General features: G+C 46.4%; 19 protein-coding genes. 8 read left to right on the plus strand and 11 right to left on the minus strand.

The window, feature by feature from the left end:
- Positions 1-96: 96 nt before the first annotated feature.
- On the plus strand, positions 97-1,032 hold the full coding sequence (locus tag H9J30_RS14315) for an S-adenosylmethionine decarboxylase proenzyme (protein ID WP_240131693.1): 936 nt from the start codon (positions 97-99) through the stop codon (positions 1,030-1,032).
- A 611-nt stretch (positions 1,033-1,643) separates the two neighbouring features.
- Here the strand turns inward: H9J30_RS14315 and bcp are convergent.
- Both bcp and H9J30_RS14325 read right to left on the minus strand, forming a co-directional pair.
- Complete coding sequence (gene bcp / locus H9J30_RS14320) at positions 1,644-2,114, minus strand: thioredoxin-dependent thiol peroxidase (RefSeq protein WP_240131603.1); 471 nt, start codon at positions 2,112-2,114, stop codon at positions 1,644-1,646.
- 3 nt (positions 2,115-2,117) lie between these two features.
- Positions 2,118-2,669: a glycine cleavage system transcriptional repressor gene (locus tag H9J30_RS14325; RefSeq protein WP_023265816.1), complete on the minus strand. Its 552-nt coding sequence runs from the start codon at positions 2,667-2,669 to the stop codon at positions 2,118-2,120.
- Positions 2,670-2,841: 172 nt separating this feature from the next.
- Between H9J30_RS14325 and dapA the strand changes: the two genes are divergently transcribed.
- The 4 genes from dapA (at position 2,842) to H9J30_RS14345 (ending at position 9,355) form a co-directional block, all read left to right on the plus strand.
- The gene (gene dapA, locus H9J30_RS14330) at positions 2,842-3,726 is read left to right on the plus strand and encodes a 4-hydroxy-tetrahydrodipicolinate synthase (protein WP_240131604.1); all 885 of its coding nucleotides are present in this window, start codon (positions 2,842-2,844) and stop codon (positions 3,724-3,726) included.
- A gap of 3 nt (positions 3,727-3,729) precedes the next feature.
- A complete protein-coding gene (gene bamC, locus H9J30_RS14335; protein ID WP_240131605.1) occupies positions 3,730-4,827 on the plus strand; it encodes an NlpB/DapX family lipoprotein in 1,098 nt (365 codons plus the stop codon).
- A gap of 353 nt (positions 4,828-5,180) precedes the next feature.
- Positions 5,181-6,263 carry an efflux RND transporter periplasmic adaptor subunit gene (locus tag H9J30_RS14340; protein WP_240131606.1) on the plus strand — a complete coding sequence of 361 codons (1,083 nt, stop codon included), beginning with the start codon at positions 5,181-5,183 and terminating at the stop codon, positions 6,261-6,263.
- Complete coding sequence (locus H9J30_RS14345) at positions 6,260-9,355, plus strand: efflux RND transporter permease subunit (RefSeq protein ID WP_240131607.1); 3,096 nt, start codon at positions 6,260-6,262, stop codon at positions 9,353-9,355. Before H9J30_RS14340 ends, H9J30_RS14345 begins: the two co-directional genes overlap by 4 nt.
- Positions 9,356-9,428: 73 nt before the next feature.
- Here H9J30_RS14345 and H9J30_RS14350 read toward each other — a convergent pair whose 3' ends face one another.
- The 5 genes from H9J30_RS14350 to H9J30_RS14370 form a co-directional block, all read right to left on the minus strand.
- The gene (locus H9J30_RS14350) at positions 9,429-9,863 is read right to left on the minus strand and encodes a GNAT family N-acetyltransferase (protein WP_240131608.1); all 435 of its coding nucleotides are present in this window, start codon (positions 9,861-9,863) and stop codon (positions 9,429-9,431) included.
- Positions 9,863-10,489 (minus strand): FMN-binding negative transcriptional regulator, encoded by a 627-nt coding sequence (locus tag H9J30_RS14355; RefSeq protein ID WP_240131609.1) that lies wholly within the window; start codon positions 10,487-10,489, stop codon positions 9,863-9,865. The genes H9J30_RS14350 and H9J30_RS14355 overlap by 1 nt, the downstream gene beginning before the upstream one ends.
- 128 nt (positions 10,490-10,617) lie before the next feature.
- Complete coding sequence (locus tag H9J30_RS14360) at positions 10,618-11,373, minus strand: sulfite exporter TauE/SafE family protein (protein WP_240131610.1); 756 nt, start codon at positions 11,371-11,373, stop codon at positions 10,618-10,620.
- 503 nt (positions 11,374-11,876) lie between these two features.
- On the minus strand, positions 11,877-12,188 hold the full coding sequence (locus tag H9J30_RS14365) for a cytoplasmic protein (protein ID WP_240131611.1): 312 nt from the start codon (positions 12,186-12,188) through the stop codon (positions 11,877-11,879).
- A 35-nt stretch (positions 12,189-12,223) separates the two neighbouring features.
- Positions 12,224-12,826 (minus strand): DJ-1/PfpI family protein, encoded by a 603-nt coding sequence (locus H9J30_RS14370; protein WP_240131612.1) that lies wholly within the window; start codon positions 12,824-12,826, stop codon positions 12,224-12,226.
- An 842-nt stretch (positions 12,827-13,668) separates the two neighbouring features.
- Between H9J30_RS14370 and H9J30_RS14375 the strand changes: the two genes are divergently transcribed.
- From H9J30_RS14375 to H9J30_RS14385, 3 genes are all read left to right on the plus strand, one after another.
- Entirely contained in the window at positions 13,669-14,052 is a 384-nt protein-coding gene (locus tag H9J30_RS14375) for a hypothetical protein (protein WP_240131613.1), read from the plus strand.
- A gap of 47 nt (positions 14,053-14,099) precedes the next feature.
- Positions 14,100-15,224, plus strand: coding sequence for a hypothetical protein (locus tag H9J30_RS14380; RefSeq protein WP_240131614.1), 1,125 nt, complete (start codon positions 14,100-14,102; stop codon positions 15,222-15,224).
- A 70-nt stretch (positions 15,225-15,294) separates the two neighbouring features.
- Positions 15,295-16,308, plus strand: coding sequence for a restriction endonuclease (locus H9J30_RS14385; RefSeq protein ID WP_240131615.1), 1,014 nt, complete (start codon positions 15,295-15,297; stop codon positions 16,306-16,308).
- Between the two features lie 752 nt (positions 16,309-17,060).
- Here the strand turns inward: H9J30_RS14385 and H9J30_RS14390 are convergent.
- From H9J30_RS14390 to H9J30_RS14405, 4 genes are all read right to left on the minus strand, one after another.
- Positions 17,061-17,717, minus strand: a complete 657-nt coding sequence (locus tag H9J30_RS14390) for a 3-oxoacid CoA-transferase subunit B (protein WP_011071998.1) — start codon at positions 17,715-17,717, stop codon at positions 17,061-17,063.
- Positions 17,718-17,838: 121 nt separating this feature from the next.
- Complete coding sequence (locus tag H9J30_RS14395) at positions 17,839-18,543, minus strand: CoA transferase subunit A (RefSeq protein WP_240131616.1); 705 nt, start codon at positions 18,541-18,543, stop codon at positions 17,839-17,841.
- An 81-nt stretch (positions 18,544-18,624) separates the two neighbouring features.
- Positions 18,625-19,572, minus strand: a complete 948-nt coding sequence (locus H9J30_RS14400) for a hydroxymethylglutaryl-CoA lyase (protein ID WP_240131617.1) — start codon at positions 19,570-19,572, stop codon at positions 18,625-18,627.
- On the minus strand, positions 19,573-21,612 hold the full coding sequence (locus H9J30_RS14405) for an acetyl/propionyl/methylcrotonyl-CoA carboxylase subunit alpha (protein WP_240131694.1): 2,040 nt from the start codon (positions 21,610-21,612) through the stop codon (positions 19,573-19,575). It lies immediately after the preceding gene.

The raw sequence follows: 21,612 nt of genomic DNA on the forward strand, positions 1-21,612 counted from the left end.
TGAGGTCTCAGTCGTGTACAATGAGCCGAGCAAAATCGTTGGCTGAGATAACCAAAAGACGCCAAAACAAATGGATAAAATGAGGTCAACGGCTTGATGTTTTTTGAAGGTGCGGAAAAAAAGCTTGAGATCAGCCTGACGCCAAAGGCTGTGCCGCTGCGTCAGCGTGAGTTGACTTTTTGGACGACGTTGGTGGCCTGTGCTAATGCCGAAATCCTATCAAAAATCAGTAATAAAGACTGCGATGCTTATCTTTTAAGTGAATCGAGTTTGTTCGTTTGGGACAATAAAATCCTGATCCTCACCTGCGGCAACAGCACGCTTATCGAAGCGGCCTGCTATTTTATCAATAGCCTAGGCGGCGAGCATATCGCTGCGCTCTGTTATCAGCGCAAAAATGAATACCAAGCGCAGTTACAAAGCACCACCTTTGCTGAAGACATTGCCCAATTACGGACGTTGATATCGGGGCAAGCCTTTCGAGTCGGTCATTTAGATGCGCACCACCACTACGTGTTTTGTGCCGCAGGTGTTCCAATAACCCAAGTTGGGACTCGCCTTGAGCTGATGATGTATCATATTCGGGGGGAATTAGCGGAGTACCTCAATGATCCCGTGCAAACCGAACAGGGGATTGTCCACAGGCTAAAACTGACACAACTCTTTCCTGAGTTTCAGCTGGATATGCATTGTTTTAAGCCGACGGGTTTTTCGCTGAATGCCATTCAAGGTCGCCATTATTTCACTTTGCATATTACTCCCTCGGCTGGGCAAGGGGATCACTCCTATGTCAGCTTTGAGACCAATCTGAATTTAGCGGCGTATCCTTATCCGGTAGTTGCACAATTAATTAGCTTATTTGCTCCTTCAAGTTGGGATCTCGTTAGTGTTAATCAGCTAATCAGTACTGCAGGATTGTCTGAGCATTTATGTGTAGGGCATTGCTCAGTCACCACAGAGCAAGGAAATTACATTGATTTCAATCACTATCAGCAGCGTCAAACCGAAGAATTGTTTCCTGAATTTATGTAGTCTTTGTGTCAAGTTGGGTTTAGTTGAAAAATATACCAATGGGCCTGAGCTTGCATGCGTTTAGGGATGTAATGCTTGGTGTCGTGCTTTTCGAAAATTGAACTCGTGTTTATACCAATCACATTAAATATCTAATCAGTTCAGAGCCTCACAGGCATCTCAATCCAAGGCGCATTGACGAAGAAATGGTTATTCCCTTTTAAGTCAATGTAACACGGGAGTGAGATGCCTGTGAGGCTCCCGAAGGGCGGGGTTGAACGGGCTTTATACTGCGTTTAAGGCTTTCGACAGAGCACCAGTACGCCTTCAAGCCTTCGCCTTGTCTAAAGCCCGTTTAACTCCCGCTGAATGAACAGATATTTAATACGATTGGTATTATTTGTCTTAGTTTGTTGTGTGTCACATCGAACAGAGTGAAAGAGCATCACAAAGTTAGCCGATTTATTCAGCACAAGCTGAAAACTTTTCATCAAAAAGGGCCCTGATTTGGGCCCTTTAACAATTGATTGAGCGTTATTTGCTCACGTTGTGTTGATGTGTTTAACCAAAACGCGAATGTCGATGCTGTTTTGGATATTCAGTCAATCACTCGCTAACGCATCGGGGGATGATTATTGCCCTGCGATTTGCGCAAGCACTACTTGATGATGATCGCTGGTTTTAAACTTATCAAACACATGGGCAATAGTGCCATCGGTGTTGATGAGGAAGCTTAATCTATGGATACCATCATAGATTTTGCCCATAAACTTTTTCTCACCCCATACCCCAAACGCATCGGCCACACTGTGGTCTTCATCGCTGAGTAGGGTAAAGTTAAGTGATTGTTTTTCTGCAAACTTGGCTAATTTAGCCACAGGATCAGGGCTAATGCCAAGAACAGTGACGTTATGGCTATCGAGTTCGGCTTTGCTGTCGCGTAAACCGCAGGCTTGTACTGTGCAGCCAGGGGTTGAAGCCTTAGGGTAAAAGTAGACTAACACCGGGCCACGCGTTAAGCATTCTTGTAGGGAAACAGCATTACCCTGTTGATCTTGTAAGGTAAAAAGTGGCGCTTTGGCGCCAGGGGTTAAGGTGTTCATCAATTATCCTCTGTCGTTTCTTGAGGTCGTGCCTTCCATGCGTCTAATGGTGCAATCCAGTGCCATTTCCTCGGAGAGTTGATAGATACTCTTTTCGAGCTTTTCCAGTTCAACTTTTTCAGGAATATTGATGGTTAATGAAATGGTTTGCGTTTGCTCGCCATTGTCGAGTTCTTCAGAGAAGGAGCGAACTGCCGCCAAGTCTAAGGAACGGTCGGCAAGGAACTGGGTGATGCGTTTCATGGTGCCGCGTTGATCTTTACCGGTAAAGCGCACTTCAAGGCGTGAAAGGTAATTTTGCGGCGTGTGTTTCGAGGTGCGCTTCATCACGGTCATCAGTTCTAATTCAACACTGAGACTGGGGAGCAAGCTTTCAATTTTCGTTATGGATGCCCACGAACCTGACAACATCATAATTAAGGTAAATTCGTTACCAAATAATGCCATACGGCTGTCGACGATATCGCAGTCACAGTCGCTAGCAAGCCGAGCTAGTTTACTTACGAGTCCAGGACGATCTACGCCCATTGCGGTTACGACCAGGAAATTGGTCATGAATTGTCCTCACTTTTTCGATACCATAGAGCGAAAACTCGAGACCGAGCGCCGAGTTTTTGTGCGGGATGTAATGCTACCATAACTAAATCAATTTGAGAGCCCTGTTAGTGCTTGTCATTAATGGTTGGCATCAGTACCATAGCGAATCCTGAAATTTTGGGGAAGTCAGATGATAAACGGAAGCATCGTAGCCTTAATCACGCCAATGAACAGTGATGGCTCAGTAGATTTTGCAAGTCTTGAAAGGTTAGTCGAATTCCATATTGACCAAGGCACAGACGCCATTGTTGCCGTGGGTACCACCGGCGAGTCAGCGACTCTGCCAATGAATGAGCACGTTACCGTGGTCGCGCAAACGGTTAAGTTTGCGGCAGGCCGTATTCCAGTGATTGGTGGCAATGGTGCTAATGCGACAGCAGAAGCTATCGAACTGACCAAGTCCTTATCTAAAGTCGGGGTTGCGGCCATGTTAGGCGTAACACCTTACTACAATAAACCCACCCCAAAGGGCTTAGTTGCACACTATAAAGCTGTTGCAGCAAGCACTGATATTCCACAAATTCTGTATAACGTTCCCGGACGCACCGCTGTTGATATGAAGCCCGAAACGGTGGCTGAATTAGTAAGTGTGAGCAATATTATTGGCGTAAAAGAAGCAACGGGCGATGTATCTCGCGTTAAGCGCCTCCGTGAGCTTTGTGGTAATGACTTTATGTTGTATAGCGGTGATGACGCGACAGCAAGCGAGTTTTTACTATTGGGTGGTAATGGGGTTATTTCTGTTGCCAACAACATAGTGCCAAAAGCCTTTAAAGCCATGTGCGACGCTGCGCTTGCGGGCAATGCCGAATTAGCCGCAAGCATCGATGAGCCACTACGTGGCCTATATAGCACACTGTTTTGCGAAGCAAACCCTATCCCAGTAAAATGGGCGGCCCATCGTATGGGGCTGATTGAATGTGGTCATATTCGTTTACCTTTGACTGAACTTTCTGAGCAATGTCATGGTCTGTTGTTAGATGCAATGACTCGTGCCCAGATAGAGGTTAAATAATTAATGTTAAAGAAAGTCACCCCACTGTTCCTAGTTGCTGCCGTTGCAGCTTGTAGTTCGCCATTAGAGCGTCGCCAAGCCAACGGTGGTGAAGACTATGTACAGGCTGAGCAAGCGCCAATGCTAAAGATCCCTGAGGGATTGAAAACGCCGCCTTACAATAAAGAATACGACGTGCCCGCGTTAGGTCCTAAAGCAAACCCTGCGCTTGTTGGTAAAAACCTTGATATCCGCCCACCACTGCAAGTTTTGCCGATGGCAGAAGGCACGCATGTGGAAGAGGGCAGTGATAACATTAAGATCGTGGTTGAATCTATCGATAACAATGTCGACCTTAAGCAAGAGATTTTCACGAACCTAGATGACTTCTTAGCCAAACAAGCAATTCCTATCCGTAGCCGCGACTTTGACAAAGGCAGCATCGAAACCGATTGGATTGAAAGCCGTGAGGTGTTGGAGTCAAGTTTATGGGGCTCAGATAAAGAATATCTGCTGCGACAGCGTTATCGCTTCGATGTGGAAACTCGTCCACATGGCCGTACTGCCAATATCGTCATCCATTTGGTAGAACACGAAGAGTTTTACGATGGTAAAGAGCAAGATGTAATGCTCAGCGGTGAGGATAAGCAGCGTTACACCATCGATATGCTTAACAGTGCCATTGCTTATATGAGCGTTAAGCGTGAGCAAACCATTCAAGCAAATCGCTTGAAGCAGACCTTAGGGATCAATGTTGATTTGGTCACGCCAGAAGAAGGTGCTGCATATTGGTCGGCTAAGGCATCCTATAAGCAAGTGTGGGATCGTCTGCGTATCGTGTTACCAGAAATGGGCTTCGAAATTTCAGATATGGACAGCGCCAAAGGCCTGTACTTTATTAAATTTACCGATAACTCTGGTTTCTGGAGCTCGTTGTGGAACGACAATCAATTGTCCTTAAAAGAAGGTAGCTACCGTTTACTCCTAGAGGACGGTGAGACCCCTGATGAGACAAAGATTTTCCTTCGTGATGCTGAAGATCAGCCATTATCGAATGACGTTGTGAGCAAGGTATACGAGTCATTGTCAAGCCTGATGAAAGAAGAACGCAAGCTGCGTTAATTCTACCTCAAAGCAAAAAGGGCGATTTATCGCCCTTTTTTGTGTCTGTAATTTGGCCTATTGCCCATTCTCGATACCGCATGATGTATCAGAATATTTCTAGGGTATACCTTAGTTATAAAGTGGTTTTAGCTAAAACGGCTTTAATTGTTAGCTCGGTCAACACAATCTGCTTAAATCTAAAAGTATCGTACTGCATTCTGAACGTTAGTGGCACTTTTCAACTTAAGCATCAATTTAATACAAGTTTTACTGGCTCGGCGTAATTTGTAAGAAAAAGTAAAACGTATTGATGCAATGATGCGAGTGGGTAAACTAGCCGTCACTAATGCGAGTCATCATTTGGAAGCCGGATGAAAAAAATCATAATTATCATCGCCATTTTGGCAGCGGCATGGTTTGGATATCAAGCTATGCAGCCTCAAGAACAGGCGAAAGCGCAAGTTAAGCTCACCCCTAATGTTGTTATTGCCACCGCTGCCATGGCGCAAGTGCGTGACGAGGTTGAAGCTATCGGCACAAATAAGGCTTACGAATCCGTTACGATTACACCTAAAGTTACCGACGTTGTGACCTCATTAAAGTTTGATGATGGCGATATCGTTAAAAAAGGTGATTTATTGGTGCAACTGCAAAATGCAGAGCAATTGGCCAAAGTGAAAGTGGCGCAGGTTAAAGTGAGTGATAACCAGCGCGAATTAGCGCGGATTAGTTCGCTCGTTACCAGCCGCACCGTTGCGGAATTAGAACGTGACCGCCTGCAAACCTTAATTGATACCACTCGTGCTGAATTAGAGCAGGCACAATCCTCCCTTAATGATCGCAGTATCATCGCCCCTTTTAATGGCCGTTTAGGGCTACGCCAAGTGAGTGTCGGTAGCTTAGTCACACCGGGCACTGAGATCACCACGCTTGATGATATCTCTAAGATCAAATTAGACTTTTCAGTGCCTGAGCGTTTTATTCAAGACTTGCAGCCCGGCAAGCTTGTTGAAGCCAAAGCCGTGGCCTTTGCCGATGAAATCTTTAAAGGCAAGGTGATTTCTATCGATAGCCGTGTTAATCCAACCACTCGCGCCGTGATCGTTCGCGCCGAAATCCCAAATCCTGATTTACGCTTACTTCCCGGCATGCTGATGAAGGTCAAACTCATCAAACGCAGCCGCGAGGCGCTGATGTTGCCTGAATCGGCGATTATTCCGCTTCAGAAATCACACTTTGTTTATAGCGTGAATAAAGACAATGTCATTGAGCGTAAGCAAGTCACCATTGGTATTCGTACTCGAGGTTGGGTTGAAATTACCGATGGCCTAGCGATTGGCGAAAACGTGGTGATCCGCGGCCTGCTTAAGGTGCACCCTGGCGATGTGGTGAAAACCCAACTGGCTGAAAAGTTTAGCTATCTTTCCGATGCTACTGCGGAGCCAAGTGTATGATCCTGACCGATCTTTCCGTTAAACGGCCGGTGTTTGCCTCGGTCATTAGTTTATTGCTGGTGGCCTTTGGTCTGGTCGCATTCGGTAAATTACCGCTGCGGGAATACCCCAATATCGATCCGCCTATTGTCTCGATTGAAACCAACTATCGTGGTGCCAGTGCCGCGGTGGTCGAGAGTCGCATCACCCAACTGATTGAGGACAGGATCAGCGGCGTTGAAGGCATTCGCCATGTGAGTTCATCGAGCAGCGATGGCCGCTCACAAGTGACCTTAGAGTTTGATATTAGTCGTAATATTGAGGATGCGGCCAACGATGTGCGTGACAGAATTTCGGGTCTATTAGATAACTTACCTGAAGAAGCCGATCCCCCAGAGGTGCAAAAAGCCAACGGTGGCGATGAAGTCATCATGTGGTTAAATCTCGAGTCGGATCAGATGACGACATTAGAGCTGACTGATTACACTCGTCGCTATTTAGCCGACCGTCTGTCGGTGGTCGATGGGGTATCGATGATCCGAATAGGCGGTGGAAAAGTGTACGCCATGCGCGTTTGGCTCGATAGACAAGCGTTAGCATCGCGCAGTTTGACGGTTGCCGATGTGGAAGCCGCACTCAGGGCGGAAAACGTCGAGTTACCAGCTGGTTCGCTTGAGTCCAAGGAGCGCCATTTTACCGTGCGGTTAGAGCGGAGCTATCGCAGCGCGGAGGACTTTGCCAATTTGGTGATAGTCCAAGGCGAAGATGGCTATTTGGTCAAACTTGGCGATGTGGCAAAGGTGGAAGTGGGCTCTGATGAAGATCGCATTATGTTCCGCGGTAACAGGGAAGCCATGATTGGTCTTGGGGTCTCGAAACAGTCGACTGCTAACACCTTAGAAGTGGCCCGCGGCGTCAATGCGTTAGTTGATAAGATCAATCCTACCTTACCAGCGGGAATGTCGATTAAGCGCAGCTACGATAGCTCGGTGTTTATCGAGGCCTCGATCAAAGAGGTTTATCAAACGCTGTTCACCGCAATGATCTTAGTGATTATTGTGATTTATCTATTCCTCGGCAGCGTGCGGGCCATGTTAATCCCCGCGGTTACGGTGCCCGTGTCGTTGCTCGGCACGTTTATCGTGCTTTATGCCTTGGGCTATACGATTAACCTATTGACACTGCTGGCGATGATCCTCGCCATCGGCATGGTGGTTGACGATGCGATTGTGATGTTAGAGAACATTCACCGCCGTATCGAAGAAGGGGATTCGCCCTTAAAAGCCGCCTTCCTAGGCGCCCGTGAAGTAGCCTTTGCGGTCATTGCCACGACTCTAGTGCTGGTGGCAGTATTTATGCCGATCACCTTCCTTGAAGGGGACCTAGGGAAACTCTTTAAAGAGTTTGCGGTGGCAATGAGTGCGGCGGTGATTTTCTCCAGTATTGTGGCGTTAACCTTAAGCCCGATGATGTGCGCTAAGCTGCTCAAACCCGCGGAGCAGGACTCATGGTTAGTGCGTAAGGTTGATAGCATTATGGCCGGTATTTCCCGTTGCTATCAAAGTTCGCTAGAGGGTGCGATGACAAAACCGGTGCTGATGTCGGTTATCGTGTTGATTGCACTCGGTAGCAGCGTGTTTCTTGCCCAAAAAGTACCGCAGGAATTTGCACCGCAGGAGGACCGCGGCTCCTTATTTTTAATGGTTAACGGGCCGCAGGGCGCGAGTTATGAGTATATTGAATCCTATATGACCGAGGTGGAAAGCCGTTTAATGCCGCTGGTGGATTCAGGTGATATTAAGCGCCTGCTTATTCGTGCACCCAGAGGCTTTGGCCGCGCGGCTGACTTCTCTAACGGGATGGCGATTATTGTGCTCGAGGATTGGGGGCAACGTCGTCCAATGAAAGAAGTGATTGGCGATATTAATAAACGTCTTGCCGATTTAGCCGGCGTGCAAGCTTTCCCTGTGATGCGTCAAGCCTTTGGCCGTGGCGTAGGTAAACCTGTGCAATTTGTGATTGGTGGGCCAAGCTATGAGGAGCTGGCTGCTTGGCGAGATATCATGATGGAAAAAGTGGCGGAAAATCCTAAACTGCTTGGCCTAGACCATGATTATAAAGAGACTAAACCGCAGCTAAGAGTGGTGATTGACAGGGACAGGGCGGCCAGCCTTGGGGTGTCGATTTCCCATATCGGCCGTACTTTGGAGTCGATGCTAGGCTCCCGTTTAGTCACCACCTTTATGCGTGATGGCGAAGAGTACGATGTGATTGTGGAAGGGGAGCGCAGTAACCAAAATACCGCGGCCGATCTGCAAAATATCTATGTTCGCTCCGAACGGACGAAGGAGCTGATCCCACTGTCGAACCTAGTCACGGTAGAAGAGTTTGCCGATGCCAGTTCCCTTAACCGCTACAACCGTATGCGGGCGATCACTATCGAAGCCAGCTTGGCGGATGGTTATAGCCTAGGTGAAGCGCTGGATTACCTCAATCAAGTGGCGCGTGCTTATCTTCCAGCGGAAGCGGTGATCAGCTATAAGGGACAATCCCTTGATTATCAAGAGTCTGGCAGCTCAATGTACTTTGTGTTCCTGCTGGCGCTGGGGATTGTGTTCCTGGTATTAGCAGCGCAGTTTGAAAGCTATATTCACCCTATGGTGATCATGCTGACGGTACCGCTTGCCACAGTTGGCGCCTTAATTGGGCTGTGGTTTACGGGGCAGAGTCTCAATATCTACAGCCAGATTGGCATTATTATGTTGGTCGGTTTGGCGGCGAAAAACGGTATTCTGATCGTCGAATTTGCCAACCAGTTGCGGGATAAAGGTGTTGATTTTGATCGCGCCATTATTCAAGCCTCTTGTCAGCGTTTACGCCCCATCCTGATGACGGGGATTACCACTGCCGCGGGCGCTGTCCCTCTGGTTTTGGCAACGGGTGCAGGTGCAGAAACCCGCTTTGTGATTGGTGTGGTGGTGCTTGCGGGCATAATGCTCGCGACCCTGTTTACCATTTATGTGATCCCAACTGCCTACGGTCTCTTTGCCCGTAACAGCGGCTCGCCAGAAGCCATTGCCCAGCAATTAGAAAAGGAGTTGGCACAGGATTAATCCCACGCTAACGCTTAGCCAAAATAGGCGCTTAAGTACACTTAAGCGCCTATTTTATTTGTGAGCACTCTACTCATTTACCTTCGATAGCTTGAATATAGCGAAAGGAGGTTTTCTCAAAGCCGATGGACTCGTAGTAGGCTTGGGTTTTATCGCGGCGCATAGAGGTGGTGACCTCAAGCTGGCAACAACCTCGCTTACTTGCTCTGTCTTTGGCAAAGTCAATCAGTTGCGTCCCCACACCTAATCCTCTACTGGCCTCAGTCACCACTAAAGCAGTAATGCGGCAGATTTGCTGCTGCGAGGGAAAATAATCAAAAAAGATCAAACTTATCAACCCAACCACGACTCCATTAGACTCGGCGAGATAGATTTCATCGGTTCTGTTAGGGTTATTAAGATACTGCTGTAACTGCGCCTCGGTGGCACTATAACCCAGCTGCAACAGTAAGCTTGCTATGGGGTTAAGGTCGGTCAGTTGTGCAGGTCGAATCTGAATAGCGTCCATTATTCTTCCTTGTTACGTCCTGTCCCTAGATTTCTTTTCAGCATGTATTTTGCCAAGGCGCGACTATCGGTTGAAACATTTTGGGCCAAGGCATGATAGACGCCTATTTGGTCAGCGACTTTTCGGTGTTGCCCGAGTTTTTCCTTCGCTTGAATCGAGCTTATCACCACTCGAAACCCCACAATCGCCTGCGAGAGTTTGTCTATATATTCCTCTGGCATTAATGCTTTATCTGCCAATAGGTTAGGTTCATATTTTTTCATCAGTTTTTGAATGGCTGTGGCTGTGCCGTTATCCTCTAATATTTCGACTCTGCCAGTACAGTGAACCGCTGCATAGTTCCAAGTCGGGACCGCGGGGCCATTGGCGTACCAAGTGGGTGAAATATAGGCATGTGGTCCAGAGAACACCACAAGTACTTGCTGGCCATCGAGTTGTTTCCAATGTTCATTGGCTTTTGCCATGTGTCCATAGAGATAGCCTTGTCCATCCTCAGCTGGCTCGTAAAGCAGTGGTAAGTGCGTGGCTTCTAAGGTGGGAGAGATGAGCAATCCAAAGCCAAAGTCAGCAATTAACTCGGCTATCGCTTGTTTATCGTCAAGTGCCATATTTTTAGGAATGTACATAGATGCCTTCTACGGAGATTAATCCTATTTATGCCATCAGAAAGCGTTAATATCTCTTTGATGGTTTTGTCATTTTTTGAGCTAAAAACTAGGACGTGTTGAACACTCTTTCAGTCACGATATTTGGTTTAACGTATAAAAAATCCGATGCTCATGGCGAAACCGACAAGCACAATAAAGCCCCGTAATAGGGATTGGGAAATACGATAAGCCAGCGCGGCACCCAGATAGCCGCCAACTATGGCCATAATGGCAAGCAGTAACAGATATTGCCCTTCAATCAGATCACCGAGGGCGTAAATGACCACTGCGATGCTGGTGAGTAGGGCGGAGAGTAAATTTTTAAGCCCGTTCATCCCCTGTAATTGGGTTTGGCCGAGTAACCCAAAGGTTGCGAGTAAAATAATCCCTAATCCCCCGTTAAAATAGCCGCCGTAAATACAGACGAGACTGAGAATAATCATTGCCGTCAGTGGCTTGACGGTATTCACACGGGTGAGACTGGCAGGATTTAAGCGTTTTTTCAGTAGCCAAGGTCCGGCGATAAAGGCGAGGGTGGTCAGCAAAATTAACCAAGGGACAATATCAGCAAATACCTGCTCGCTGGTGCTAAGCAAAATCGCCGCGCCTAAACATCCGCCCGCAATCGCAATCAAGCACAGGGTTTTTAGGTTAAGATTTGCTGGATATTCAATCTCTTTTCGAAAACGCCAGGCACTGGCAAGGTAACCGGGGAGCAGGGCCGCCGTACCCGTAGCATTGGCTATCAGTGGTGGTACGCCCACAAACACAAGGGCAAATAAGGTGATAAAACTGCCGCCGCCCGCTACCGCATTTAACATGCCGCCGAGTAAGCCTGCGAGGGCGATCAGTAACCAATCCATAGTGAATGCTCCGCTGCCATTGTCGCGTTGAAGTAGAACGTCAATTGCTTATAAAAACATCACCTTAACAGTAAGTCATTCAGATGAAAAGCCATCAATACTGTTAAGTGACGAGCAGATTAATGGCTTTGTTATTAGGGCGTGTTGACGTTTCAGGGTTATTTTTGCAGCAATTTGGCTGGCTTTTATGCAAGGCAAAGTCCGTGCAGTGTAGTTATTCTACATAAACGGACGATAACGCGGCAGAAAAGCCAGCCAAATGCTGCCCGAGGGGTTCGTCTGGCAAGCCCTTGCTCTTACTTTCTGTCATAAGAGCCGCTCGTCATTTGAGTAGAATAACTACACATCATTCCTCGTTTCGCGAGCACGTGCTTGCCAGAACGAACAAAATCTAATCTCGAAACGTCAACACGCCCTAGCCTGCAGAATCGAGTTTAGGTATAAAGCCTTGGCATTAAGTGCTCAGCCTAACTCATCGAAAGTTATTCAGACTTATGATGCCTTTATTCAGCGTGAAACAGTCCTGACTCAAAAATCACCGTAGCGATTGCCAAATATTGATCGCTAAACACTTCTTCTCCCCAGCAATGTTGCCCACGCTCTTGATAGTACACATGGTAGCTGGCATTCGATGGCGTGGCGACGCAGTACCAACCATCAAATGTCTGCTTGCTAAAGTTGACCCAATACTGCGCATCCGCTTGCTTGATCTGCTGAAGTAGCGCCTTATCTTGCGCCAATAGCGCCGCAAGTTCAGCTGCGCTGGTGATCTTGTGCTCAGTTTTTAACTGATTAAGTAGTGCTTTGAGTGTCATAATAGCGCCCTTTATCCAGTGGATTGCACACCATATTAGCGAATGGCCGAGGTAATGGAGGATTCGATTAAAGCTTCAAAAACATCGGCTTGGCCTGCGGGGATCAGTTGCCGATGAATTTCGCGGCGTTTCGCACTGTCGAACAAGCGCTCCGCAACCCAACCCGTTAAATAGAGTGAGGACAGACAACCTCCCGCGGTGGCAATATTGCCATTGATCACCAGAGCAGAGTCTTCCACCTCCACGCCCATGGCTACCAATGCGGGTTTGGCATCGGGGTGAGTCGTTGCCGAGATATTGTCGAGTAAGCCTAACTTGGCAAAGAAAAATGACCCCGCACAAATACTGCCAAGCAATTGCCGTGTGGGATCTAATTTAAGGGCCGACATAAACTCAGGATCCGCAAGCGCGGCAGGTACGCCTTTGTAGCCACTGCTGAATAATACCACGTCAGCATCGGCGACTTGCGCGACATGACCATCGGTTTCTACCGTCATCCCCAAACTCGACCTGTGGCTAGGTTTGGTCCCGAGTACTTTGACTGTCCAGTCGGTTGTTGTGCGGCCGAGAATATCGCGCATTAAAAAGAAATCGATATCGGTAAATTCATCAAATATCACAATCGCAATCTGGTACATCCGTTGTCCTCTCGTTTGTATTCTGGTTAATGTGTGGGTTAACACGTCATCGGCCGCATCTTCAATCCGCCGATCCCTGTCGTTGCAGCATAATTGCGCATATGTTTGCGGCTGCGTTTATTAAGTGTGGGAGAGTAATAAAGTCTCATACTGAGTATTAAAGTATCATACTAAAATGGCAGCTAGCTCATAGGTACGCTGCCATTTCTAAACCCATTATGCCCCAAAGTGTGTTTCGCAGTTCAAAAAAGGAATAGGCCAAGTAAAGCTTTGCTTATAGAAAAGTTGATGGTTTGACTTAGAAGTGATGTATCCCATCTTTTTCGTAGTTTGAATTTTTTAATCAAAATCAAAGTCGTGGGGCTTCACCCCACACCTGACCAAGGAGGACTGCTCGTCCTATCCTCCTTGGATGCTCCAAGACGCCCCAACGGAGTTGAAAGCTCCTTGTGCTCATTGACAAATTTGCTATCGCTTCCGAAGGATGCGTCCCTGCACCTGCGAAAGCTAGCTCGCCATCCATGGCGAGACTCACGCAATTTGTCTATTCGCCCCGCGGCAACTCCGAGGGGAGGTGTATTCCTTGGAGTTTTGAGTCGTTAGATAGCGATTCATCAGCAAAAAATAAGCGTAAAAGAATGAGAAAGCTAAAACAATATCAAGTGATTACCCATCAAACTGTATAAAAAACCGCTACCGCAAAAAAGCAAATTCCTATAGCATCATTTATACCAATTGACATGGATGTGGCAACGGCCAAGTCCAACAAACGATTTATGCCCAGCAAACAGCGCAGCGCATAAGTACTAAGACGTTAGCACCACTAATTCGAGTCCAGAGTAATGACAACAGAAAAATTTAAAGCATCAGTTCAATACAATGATTTGCAAGGTTCATCTGCTGCAGATAACGCAGATTTTGGTGATGCCACAAAATGGCTAAGTGAAAACGGTTTTATCGATGAGCAGGAAAACTTAGTAGGTATAAAAGTGTATATTGGTGAAAACCATTGTGAACACAATGAGCCTGTTTTTGTAGAGTTTCTAATTGATTCTACAACCCGTAACCTTAATGATGTTTCAGGAGCAGAAGACAGCCCTATTGCACTAAGACGTGTGAGCAAGGATATGAGCATCAATGATTTCTTTGCTCTGTTTAAGCGTTTTGAAATCACACTGTCTTCTATGAGCGAACTTGAAAACAAGCACTATTCCTATGAATCGTAATGCTCATAAGTCAATCAAGAGGGGCGTTAGCTTTTTAAGAATAATTTATGATAGAACCTAAAACCAATGATTGGCCAATCGTATATAGAGAAATACATCTATTGGGTGGTGCTTTTTTAGTTAATGCTCCAGAAGACCCAAAGTCTGTAATACTATATCCGCATACGCTCGATAAAAAACAAGCTGTCTTCAAAATAGATGATTTTAAAAAACTATATCGTGTAGTCGATAAGTGTAATCTTGGCAAAATTGTTGGTGTTGATTTTATTCATCATGCTCACCAAATAGAGGGTAAAATGCCTATCGAATGGAGATTTTGTAATACTTATAACAACATGTCCTGGGCAAACATTGAAGCATGCTGGACATGGAGCAATATCGGTAATGAGGCTTATACTCAACAAAACGGGCATTTGTGGGACTTATCAAAGAGAATATCGCATCAGGCAACACTACTAAATCAAACCCTTAGAGAACTATCTTTAGCATATAGGAATCAATTGTTTTCTATTGTTGAGAGTTTTAAACCAGATAATAAGTTCATCAATGGTTTTTCCGATGATATATATGCCAAATTCCAACATTTTTTATACGATGCGTGTGTATTAAGAGATTATATCTCTGAGTTTGTTTTTCATTATGTAGTCCCCTCTCATTTAAAAGGGGGTATTTTAAATATGAATACAACATCAAAAATATTTAATAAATTTTTTAAAGAAAGAACCAATTTGACAGAATATGAGTTATTTTATAAAGAAATTTGTAACAAAAATGGTTGGGTTAACAAGCTCGGAATATATCGAGATTTAGTAATGCACGCATGCCCAATCGCCATATCGAATAAGCGAAATTATATTCGCACGACTACACTACTACTTCCTAACGACCAGTTTTTACCATTAGTAGTTGCGCCAATACCCAAATCACCAGAATTTATTAAGATCGATAGAAATAATTTTAAATATTTTAGTGATTTTAAAAAGCAAACCGACTCATTTTTTGATCTTTCGAATGATGAATCATCATCTGTTGATATTTTAACTTATGCGATATCTACGATGAGTGATTTTACCGAACTGTTATGGAGAACTATTTCTCAATCCCCATTGCAGGTCAAAATTTTGACGTTTGGGCCTCACAACACCAAAGGTGCCGCGATAATAAAAAGATAGTAAAAACATATGTTTGGGCTGATGCGCAGCCCCGTGTGTAAAATATATCCCTCATTGATGGAGTGTGATTATGGCAAGGATTTCTTTTTCTCCTGGTAACTTATCTGATCATCTTCATGAGATTATCGGTTATAAAGCTGGCTTGGCAACATCAATTGAACAAATGTGTGATTTACTTTCAGGTACTTCGTACGCTGATTCAATATTGAAATCTGAAATCGATGGTATTGCAATACGATCTGAGGATTACGAAGATTTATACTATCAACTTTTATATAAAATTGGTGTTACGAATACACCGAGACCTCCGTTGTTTACTCAATCACTGTTTTTCACAAATAGGTTGAAAGAAAAAGGTTTCGATTACATTGCTGATATTCAGAGTATTTACAGTAAGCACTATGAATTAGGAGTCGAGATAGCGATAAAAAATGGTCAGAGTTCCATTGATCCTAGACCTATGATTGCCGAAGTAATGGACAAATATGATAAGTCCGGAGCTAAAGATCTTCTTGAATTGATACAAATGTATGATACCCATTTTCAGAATAGTCCTCATACATCTGGAAGGTGGGAAGAATGGAAAGATATAATTGATCTGAATGACCTGTTTGATAAATATCAGCCAGTAGTATCGCATGGGAGTTTTTTAGATCAAAGGTTTCTTAATTTCTTGTCTAACAATCACGCTAAACTTGGTGATATTCACTGGCGTAAATTCGAAGAGTTAATTAGTGAGTGTTTCAGTAAATCGGGCTATAAAGTAGAGCTTGGTCCTGGTACAAATGATGATGGTGTTGATATTCGTGTTTGGAAAGACACAGTACAAACACATCCAGAATTCATTATTCAGTGTAAACGCTATAAAACAAAGATTGATAAAGTTACTATTAAGGGGTTATATACTGACGTCCTCGACGCGCAAGCTCAAACAGGTTTACTAGTTACTACATCGGAGTTTAGCCCAGGTGCTAGAACTACTATTTCAGCTCGCAAATATCCAATTAAAGAGGTGAATGGGGATAAGGTTTCTGAATGGCTAAAAGCCTTGAGAACTCCAGGAACTGGAATTATAAGGGTATAAAAAAGTCATTATGAAGGGACACATAAAGCTGGTTTGTGTCCCTTTGTTCCTAATTTTAGCGAAGCCTTTTGTGCCCCATATGGCGGCGTTATCCCATAGAAATATTAATCCGAAACCAACGAAGTAGAGTAAAAAATTTAGCAAGGTTTTGTCCCGAAGAGAGTTACAACGAGTATGATACTTTAATACTCAGTTGTAGCTTGGTTTGGACTTGGTAGTAGCAACTAGTATGAATCTGTATTTTTGGCCACGTTTAATCTTAAACGGTTCGAACCGAGTTAATTGACAGTTTAGTATGAAACTTTATTTCTCACCAACATTAAGATATTTAGCTAACAACTTGAGTATCCTTACTATTTTGGCTGCGGCGAGTTTACCGTAACGGCATACAAGGTGGCTAACTGTGAAGTAAAACGGCTATACAAGTCACCAATGCACACGATTTGTAAAGCAGGGGGGAATATGCAGAGCATTGCAGCAAACTGCACTGATGCGTTGGCGACCATCGAAAAAAGGGACTTTTTCGTTGAGCCCCCAAGGATGGGTTTACGGCGTGTCGCCAGAGCATAAGTGCTGTCGCACTTGACAGGTTCAATGGGTTAAGCAGAGCAATAAAAAGCCCAGAATCATCTTCTGGGCTTTTTAAAACTAAAAAAATCGGTTAACACTCAACACTTTTTAGGCTAAAGCTTCAATCTAACGTAAGTTTCAAGCCTTATTGCTATAGGTTATTTGCGCATTTTAAAGAACGCTTAAAACACCATTTCTGGTACATGGTCTGGCACGATTAATTTGCCAGCGGTTTTGCTAACAATTTCTTCAACGCTGACACCGGGGGCGCGCTCTAACAGATGGAAGGCGCCATCTTTAATCTCGATAAAGGCTAAATCGGTGACAACACGTTTGATGCAGCCGTAACCTGTGAGGGGTAATTCGCACACGGGTAACAGCTTGGAGTTACCGTACTTATCGGCGTGCATCATAGTGACGATAATATTTTCGGCACCCGCCACTAAATCCATTGCGCCGCCCATGCCCTTGATAAGCTTGCCTGGGATCATCCATGAGGCGATAGAACCATTCACATCGACCTCAAAGGCGCCGAGTACGGTTAAGTCCACATGGCCGCCACGGATCATGGCAAAGCTTTCGGCGGAGGAGAAAAACGAGGCACCTTTTACCGCAGTGACGGTTTGTTTACCGGCGTTAATTAAATCTGGATCTATGGTTTCTTCCGTCGGAAATTCCCCCATGCCGAGCAGGCCGTTTTCCGATTGCAGCATCACTTCCATACCTTCGGGAATATAGTTAGCCACGAGCGTGGGAATACCAATACCGAGGTTGACGTAGTAGCCGTCTTGTAATTCTTTGGCAACGCGCTGTGCCAGTTGTTCTCTTGATAATGCCATGATCTTTATCCTTCCTTTACCTAGAGTCGCTATTGGCCTCAATTTTTGGGCTTTTACTTTGGGCTCTAGTTTGAGCCAAGACTCTGTCGCTTTAGCTTGCGTTGTTAATCGTTCGCGCTTCTTATTTCGCCGCTTTTACCGTGCGCTGCTCGATACGTTTCTCGAACTTGCCTTGGATAACGCGATCAACATAAATGCCGGGAGTATGGATATGATCAGGATCGAGCTCGCCCGGTTCTACAATAAACTCGGCTTCCACTACCGTGATTTTGCCCGCGGTTGCCATCATAGGGTTAAAGTTAGCGGCGGTTTTGCGGAACACTAAGTTACCCATAGTATCGGCCTTCCAAGCGCGAACGAGGGCAAAATCGGCGGTCAGTGATTCTTCTAACACATAGTGACGGCCTTTGATTTCACGGGTTTCTTTGCCATCAGCCACGGGGGTGCCGTAGCCTGTGGCGGTAAAGAATGCCGGAATGCCTGCACCGCCCGCGCGGATTTTTTCCGCCAGCGTGCCCTGCGGCGTTAAAATCACATTCAGTTCGCCCGAGAGCATTTGCTGCTCGAAGGTAGCATTTTCACCCACGTAGGAGGCGATCATGGTCGAAATCTGGCGGTGTTTTAACAATAAGCCCAGACCGAAATCATCCACACCAGCGTTGTTTGAAATGGCGGTTAAGCCCTTAACGCCCATCTTAACCATTTGATTGATTAAGCCTTCAGGAATACCGCACAGGCCAAAACCGCCAACCATAATGGTCATATGATCGGATAAACCTGTTAACGCTTCTTCATAGCTGCTGACGACTTTATTGAGTCCTGCCATTTTGATGTCCTTTAAATTGTTATTCGTGTCCAATCATTTCTAGCACCTAGCACCTAGCACCTAGCACCTAGCACCAAGCACCTAGGCTTTGGCGCCCTGCAAGATTGCATTGGCGACTTTAGAGCCATTAAGACGATTTAATTGTTTGCTGATCCCAAAACCCGCTAATGCCAGTTTTTCTAAATCGATACCCGTGTTTAAGCCCAGACCGTGGAGCATGTAGACTAAGTCTTCACTCGCCAGATTGCCTGAGGCGCCTTTTGCATACGGGCAACCACCTAGGCCTGCCACTGAGGCGTCAAAGCTACGCACGCCTAAATCGAGACAGGCGGTAATATTGGCTAATGCTTGGCCATAGGTGTCGTGGAAGTGCAGGGCAAGCTTTTCAACCGGCACGCGCTCCATCACGGCTTGCAGCATTTTACGGGCTTTTAACGGCGTGCCTACACCGATAGTGTCGCCGAGTGAAATTTCGTAACAGCCCATTTTGTAAAGGATTTCAGACACTCTTGCCACTTCACTCGCCGTGATTTCCCCTTCATAGGGGCAACCTAAAACGCAGGACACATAGCCACGCACGGGGATATTGGCGGCTTTTGCCATATCCATCAACGGGATAAAGCGTTCAATCGACTCTTCAATCGAACAGTTGATATTGCGTTGACTAAAGCTTTGTGATGCCGCACCAAAGATAGCGACTTCGGAAGCTTTTGCATCCAGCGCCAGCTCTAAGCCTTTGACATTAGGGGTGAGGGCGCTGTAAACCACGTCCGCTTGGCGGCGAATTTGGCGCAATACTTCGCCGCTATCGGCCATTTGTGGCACCCATTTGGGTGACACAAAACTGCCTGCTTCAATTCGCTTCACGCCCGCATCGGCGAGGGATTCAATCAAGGCGACTTTGGCCTGTGTTGGGACGGCAGCTTCATTCTGCAAGCCATCACGGGGCCCCATCTCGAACAGGCTAACCCTATCCGAGGTCGCGTTTAACGAGGTAGAGCCTAAGTTCGCAAGATCCAGCGCAGACATTTAAGCTTCCTCGCTCTGGGCTTTGGGCTCGACATGGAGCAGCACTGCGCCATCGCTCACTAGCTCACCTGCCTTAAAGTAGAACTCAGTGACGATACCGTCGAAGGGCGCTTCGATGGTGTATTCCATCTTCATCGCTTCCATCACCAGTAGCCCTTGTCCTGCCTTAACCTCTGCACCGACTTCCACTAAGTGGGTGACGACTGTGCCGTTCATTGGGGCTTTGAGCTTATCTTCGTTGCTCGATTCTGCCTCAACCACTTGGGTTTTGACCGCCCTGAAGTGATAACTGCCCGAGGGTAAAAACAGCGTAAAATCATCGCCCTGAGCACTGACTGGCACTTTACTCTTATGGCCGTTGATTTCGGCTAACAGTAAATCCTGCTTAAGCTCACCACTAAGGGATTTACTCACTTGGCCATCGGCTGCGGATTGGGATAATTGGTAGTGATCACCAAAGTCTAATAGCACCAATTGTTGTAACTCGTGGGCATCGTCGAGCAGGGCAATAGAATGTTGGCTGACACTGTTGAGTCTAAAGCCACTGACTTGGCCCCAAGGCGAGTAAGGATCGGCACTATTAATCGCCTGTGCCTTGGCGGCTTCTTTACGGGCAAGTACTTGATACAGCGCGGCAAAGGCAAGTGCAGTGTCGGCTTCGCTCGAAGCACTGCCAATCAGCGCATCGCCGTAACGGTTGATAAAGTCGGTGCTAAAGTCGGCCTTGGCAAAGGCGGGATGCTCGGCAATATTGGCCAAAAATTCAATATTGTGCTTAAGCCCGCTGATTTGGTAGGACTCGAGGGCATGCACTAGGCGTTGCAGCGCGCGCGGACGCGACTCATCCCACACAATCAGTTTGGCGATCATCGGATCATAAAAGTTACTGATCACATCGTTTTCACGAATGCCGGAATCGATACGCACGTATTTGCTTTGCTCGGGTTCGCGCAGGAAATTGAGCTTACCGCTGGCGGGTAAAAACTCATTTTGCGGATCTTCGGCGTAAATACGTACCTCAAAGGCGTGCCCATGGATACGCACTTCGTCCTGTTTGAGCGGTAAAGGTTGACCACTGGCGACCATTAACTGCCATTTGACTAAGTCTTGGCCCGTCACCATTTCGGTTACTGGGTGTTCTACCTGCAGACGGGTATTCATCTCCATAAAGTAGAAGCGATTGTCGGTATCTAACAGGAATTCAACGGTTCCCGCACCGACATAATCGATAGCCTTGGCGGCGGCCACGGCAGCTTCACCCATTTGGGCGCGCAGTTCATCACTTAAACCTGGGGCTGGCGCTTCTTCTACCACTTTTTGATGGCGGCGCTGAATCGAACAGTCGCGATCCGATAGGTAAATCGCATTGCCAAAGGTATCGGCAAATACTTGCACTTCGACATGGCGAGGCTGGCGCAAGTAACGCTCCAGCAATAATTTATCGTTACCGAAGGAGGAGGCTGCTTCACGGCGCGCCGAGTTGATGGCGTCCATGATTTCGCCTTCATTTTCAACTATACGCATACCTTTGCCACCGCCACCGTAGGCGGCTTTTATCAGCATGGGGAAGCCGATTTTTAAGGCTTCGGCCTTGAGGGTGGCATCGGTTTGATCGTCACCATGGTAACCGGGCACTAAAGGCACTTGCGCTGCCGTCATAATCGCTTTGGCCGCACTCTTGCTGCCCATGGCATCGATAGCATCGCTGCCAGGGCCAACAAATACGATTCCGGCCGCCTCACATTTGCGGGCAAAGTCGGCGTTTTCAGATAAAAAACCATAACCTGGGTGAATGGCTTGTGCATGAGCTTTTTTGGCGATTTCAATAATCAAGTCGCCCTTCAGGTAAGAATCCGCCGGGGCGCTGCCACCTAAGTAAAACGATTCGTCGGCCATGGCAACATGGCGGGCATTTTTATCGGCATCGGAATATAAGGCTACGGTGCGAACGCCCATGGCCTGCGCGGTTTTGATAATGCGGCAGGCAATTTCACCACGGTTAGCAATTAAAAGCTTAGTGAACATGCTGTTAGTCAACAT

The organism is Shewanella cutis (assembly GCF_022410515.1).
GTDB lineage: Bacteria > Pseudomonadota > Gammaproteobacteria > Enterobacterales > Shewanellaceae > Shewanella > Shewanella cutis.

Excerpts from the sequence above, each read along its gene's own strand:
- H9J30_RS14315 (WP_240131693.1), top strand. The coding sequence starts at position 97 with ATGTTTTTTGAAGGTGCGGAAAAAAAGCTTGAGATCAGCCTGACGCCA.
- bcp (WP_240131603.1), bottom strand. The coding sequence starts at position 2,114 with ATGAACACCTTAACCCCTGGCGCCAAAGCGCCACTTTTTACCTTACAA.
- H9J30_RS14325 (WP_023265816.1), bottom strand. The coding sequence starts at position 2,669 with ATGACCAATTTCCTGGTCGTAACCGCAATGGGCGTAGATCGTCCTGGA.
- dapA (WP_240131604.1), top strand. The coding sequence starts at position 2,842 with ATGATAAACGGAAGCATCGTAGCCTTAATCACGCCAATGAACAGTGAT.
- bamC (WP_240131605.1), top strand. The coding sequence starts at position 3,730 with ATGTTAAAGAAAGTCACCCCACTGTTCCTAGTTGCTGCCGTTGCAGCT.
- H9J30_RS14340 (WP_240131606.1), top strand. The coding sequence starts at position 5,181 with ATGAAAAAAATCATAATTATCATCGCCATTTTGGCAGCGGCATGGTTT.
- H9J30_RS14345 (WP_240131607.1), top strand. The coding sequence starts at position 6,260 with ATGATCCTGACCGATCTTTCCGTTAAACGGCCGGTGTTTGCCTCGGTC.
- H9J30_RS14350 (WP_240131608.1), bottom strand. The coding sequence starts at position 9,863 with ATGGACGCTATTCAGATTCGACCTGCACAACTGACCGACCTTAACCCC.
- H9J30_RS14355 (WP_240131609.1), bottom strand. The coding sequence starts at position 10,489 with ATGTACATTCCTAAAAATATGGCACTTGACGATAAACAAGCGATAGCC.
- H9J30_RS14360 (WP_240131610.1), bottom strand. The coding sequence starts at position 11,373 with ATGGATTGGTTACTGATCGCCCTCGCAGGCTTACTCGGCGGCATGTTA.
- H9J30_RS14365 (WP_240131611.1), bottom strand. The coding sequence starts at position 12,188 with ATGACACTCAAAGCACTACTTAATCAGTTAAAAACTGAGCACAAGATC.
- H9J30_RS14370 (WP_240131612.1), bottom strand. The coding sequence starts at position 12,826 with ATGTACCAGATTGCGATTGTGATATTTGATGAATTTACCGATATCGAT.
- H9J30_RS14375 (WP_240131613.1), top strand. The coding sequence starts at position 13,669 with ATGACAACAGAAAAATTTAAAGCATCAGTTCAATACAATGATTTGCAA.
- H9J30_RS14380 (WP_240131614.1), top strand. The coding sequence starts at position 14,100 with ATGATAGAACCTAAAACCAATGATTGGCCAATCGTATATAGAGAAATA.
- H9J30_RS14385 (WP_240131615.1), top strand. The coding sequence starts at position 15,295 with ATGGCAAGGATTTCTTTTTCTCCTGGTAACTTATCTGATCATCTTCAT.
- H9J30_RS14390 (WP_011071998.1), bottom strand. The coding sequence starts at position 17,717 with ATGGCATTATCAAGAGAACAACTGGCACAGCGCGTTGCCAAAGAATTA.
- H9J30_RS14395 (WP_240131616.1), bottom strand. The coding sequence starts at position 18,543 with ATGGCAGGACTCAATAAAGTCGTCAGCAGCTATGAAGAAGCGTTAACA.
- H9J30_RS14400 (WP_240131617.1), bottom strand. The coding sequence starts at position 19,572 with ATGTCTGCGCTGGATCTTGCGAACTTAGGCTCTACCTCGTTAAACGCG.
- H9J30_RS14405 (WP_240131694.1), bottom strand. The coding sequence starts at position 21,612 with ATGTTGACTAACAGCATGTTCACTAAGCTTTTAATTGCTAACCGTGGT.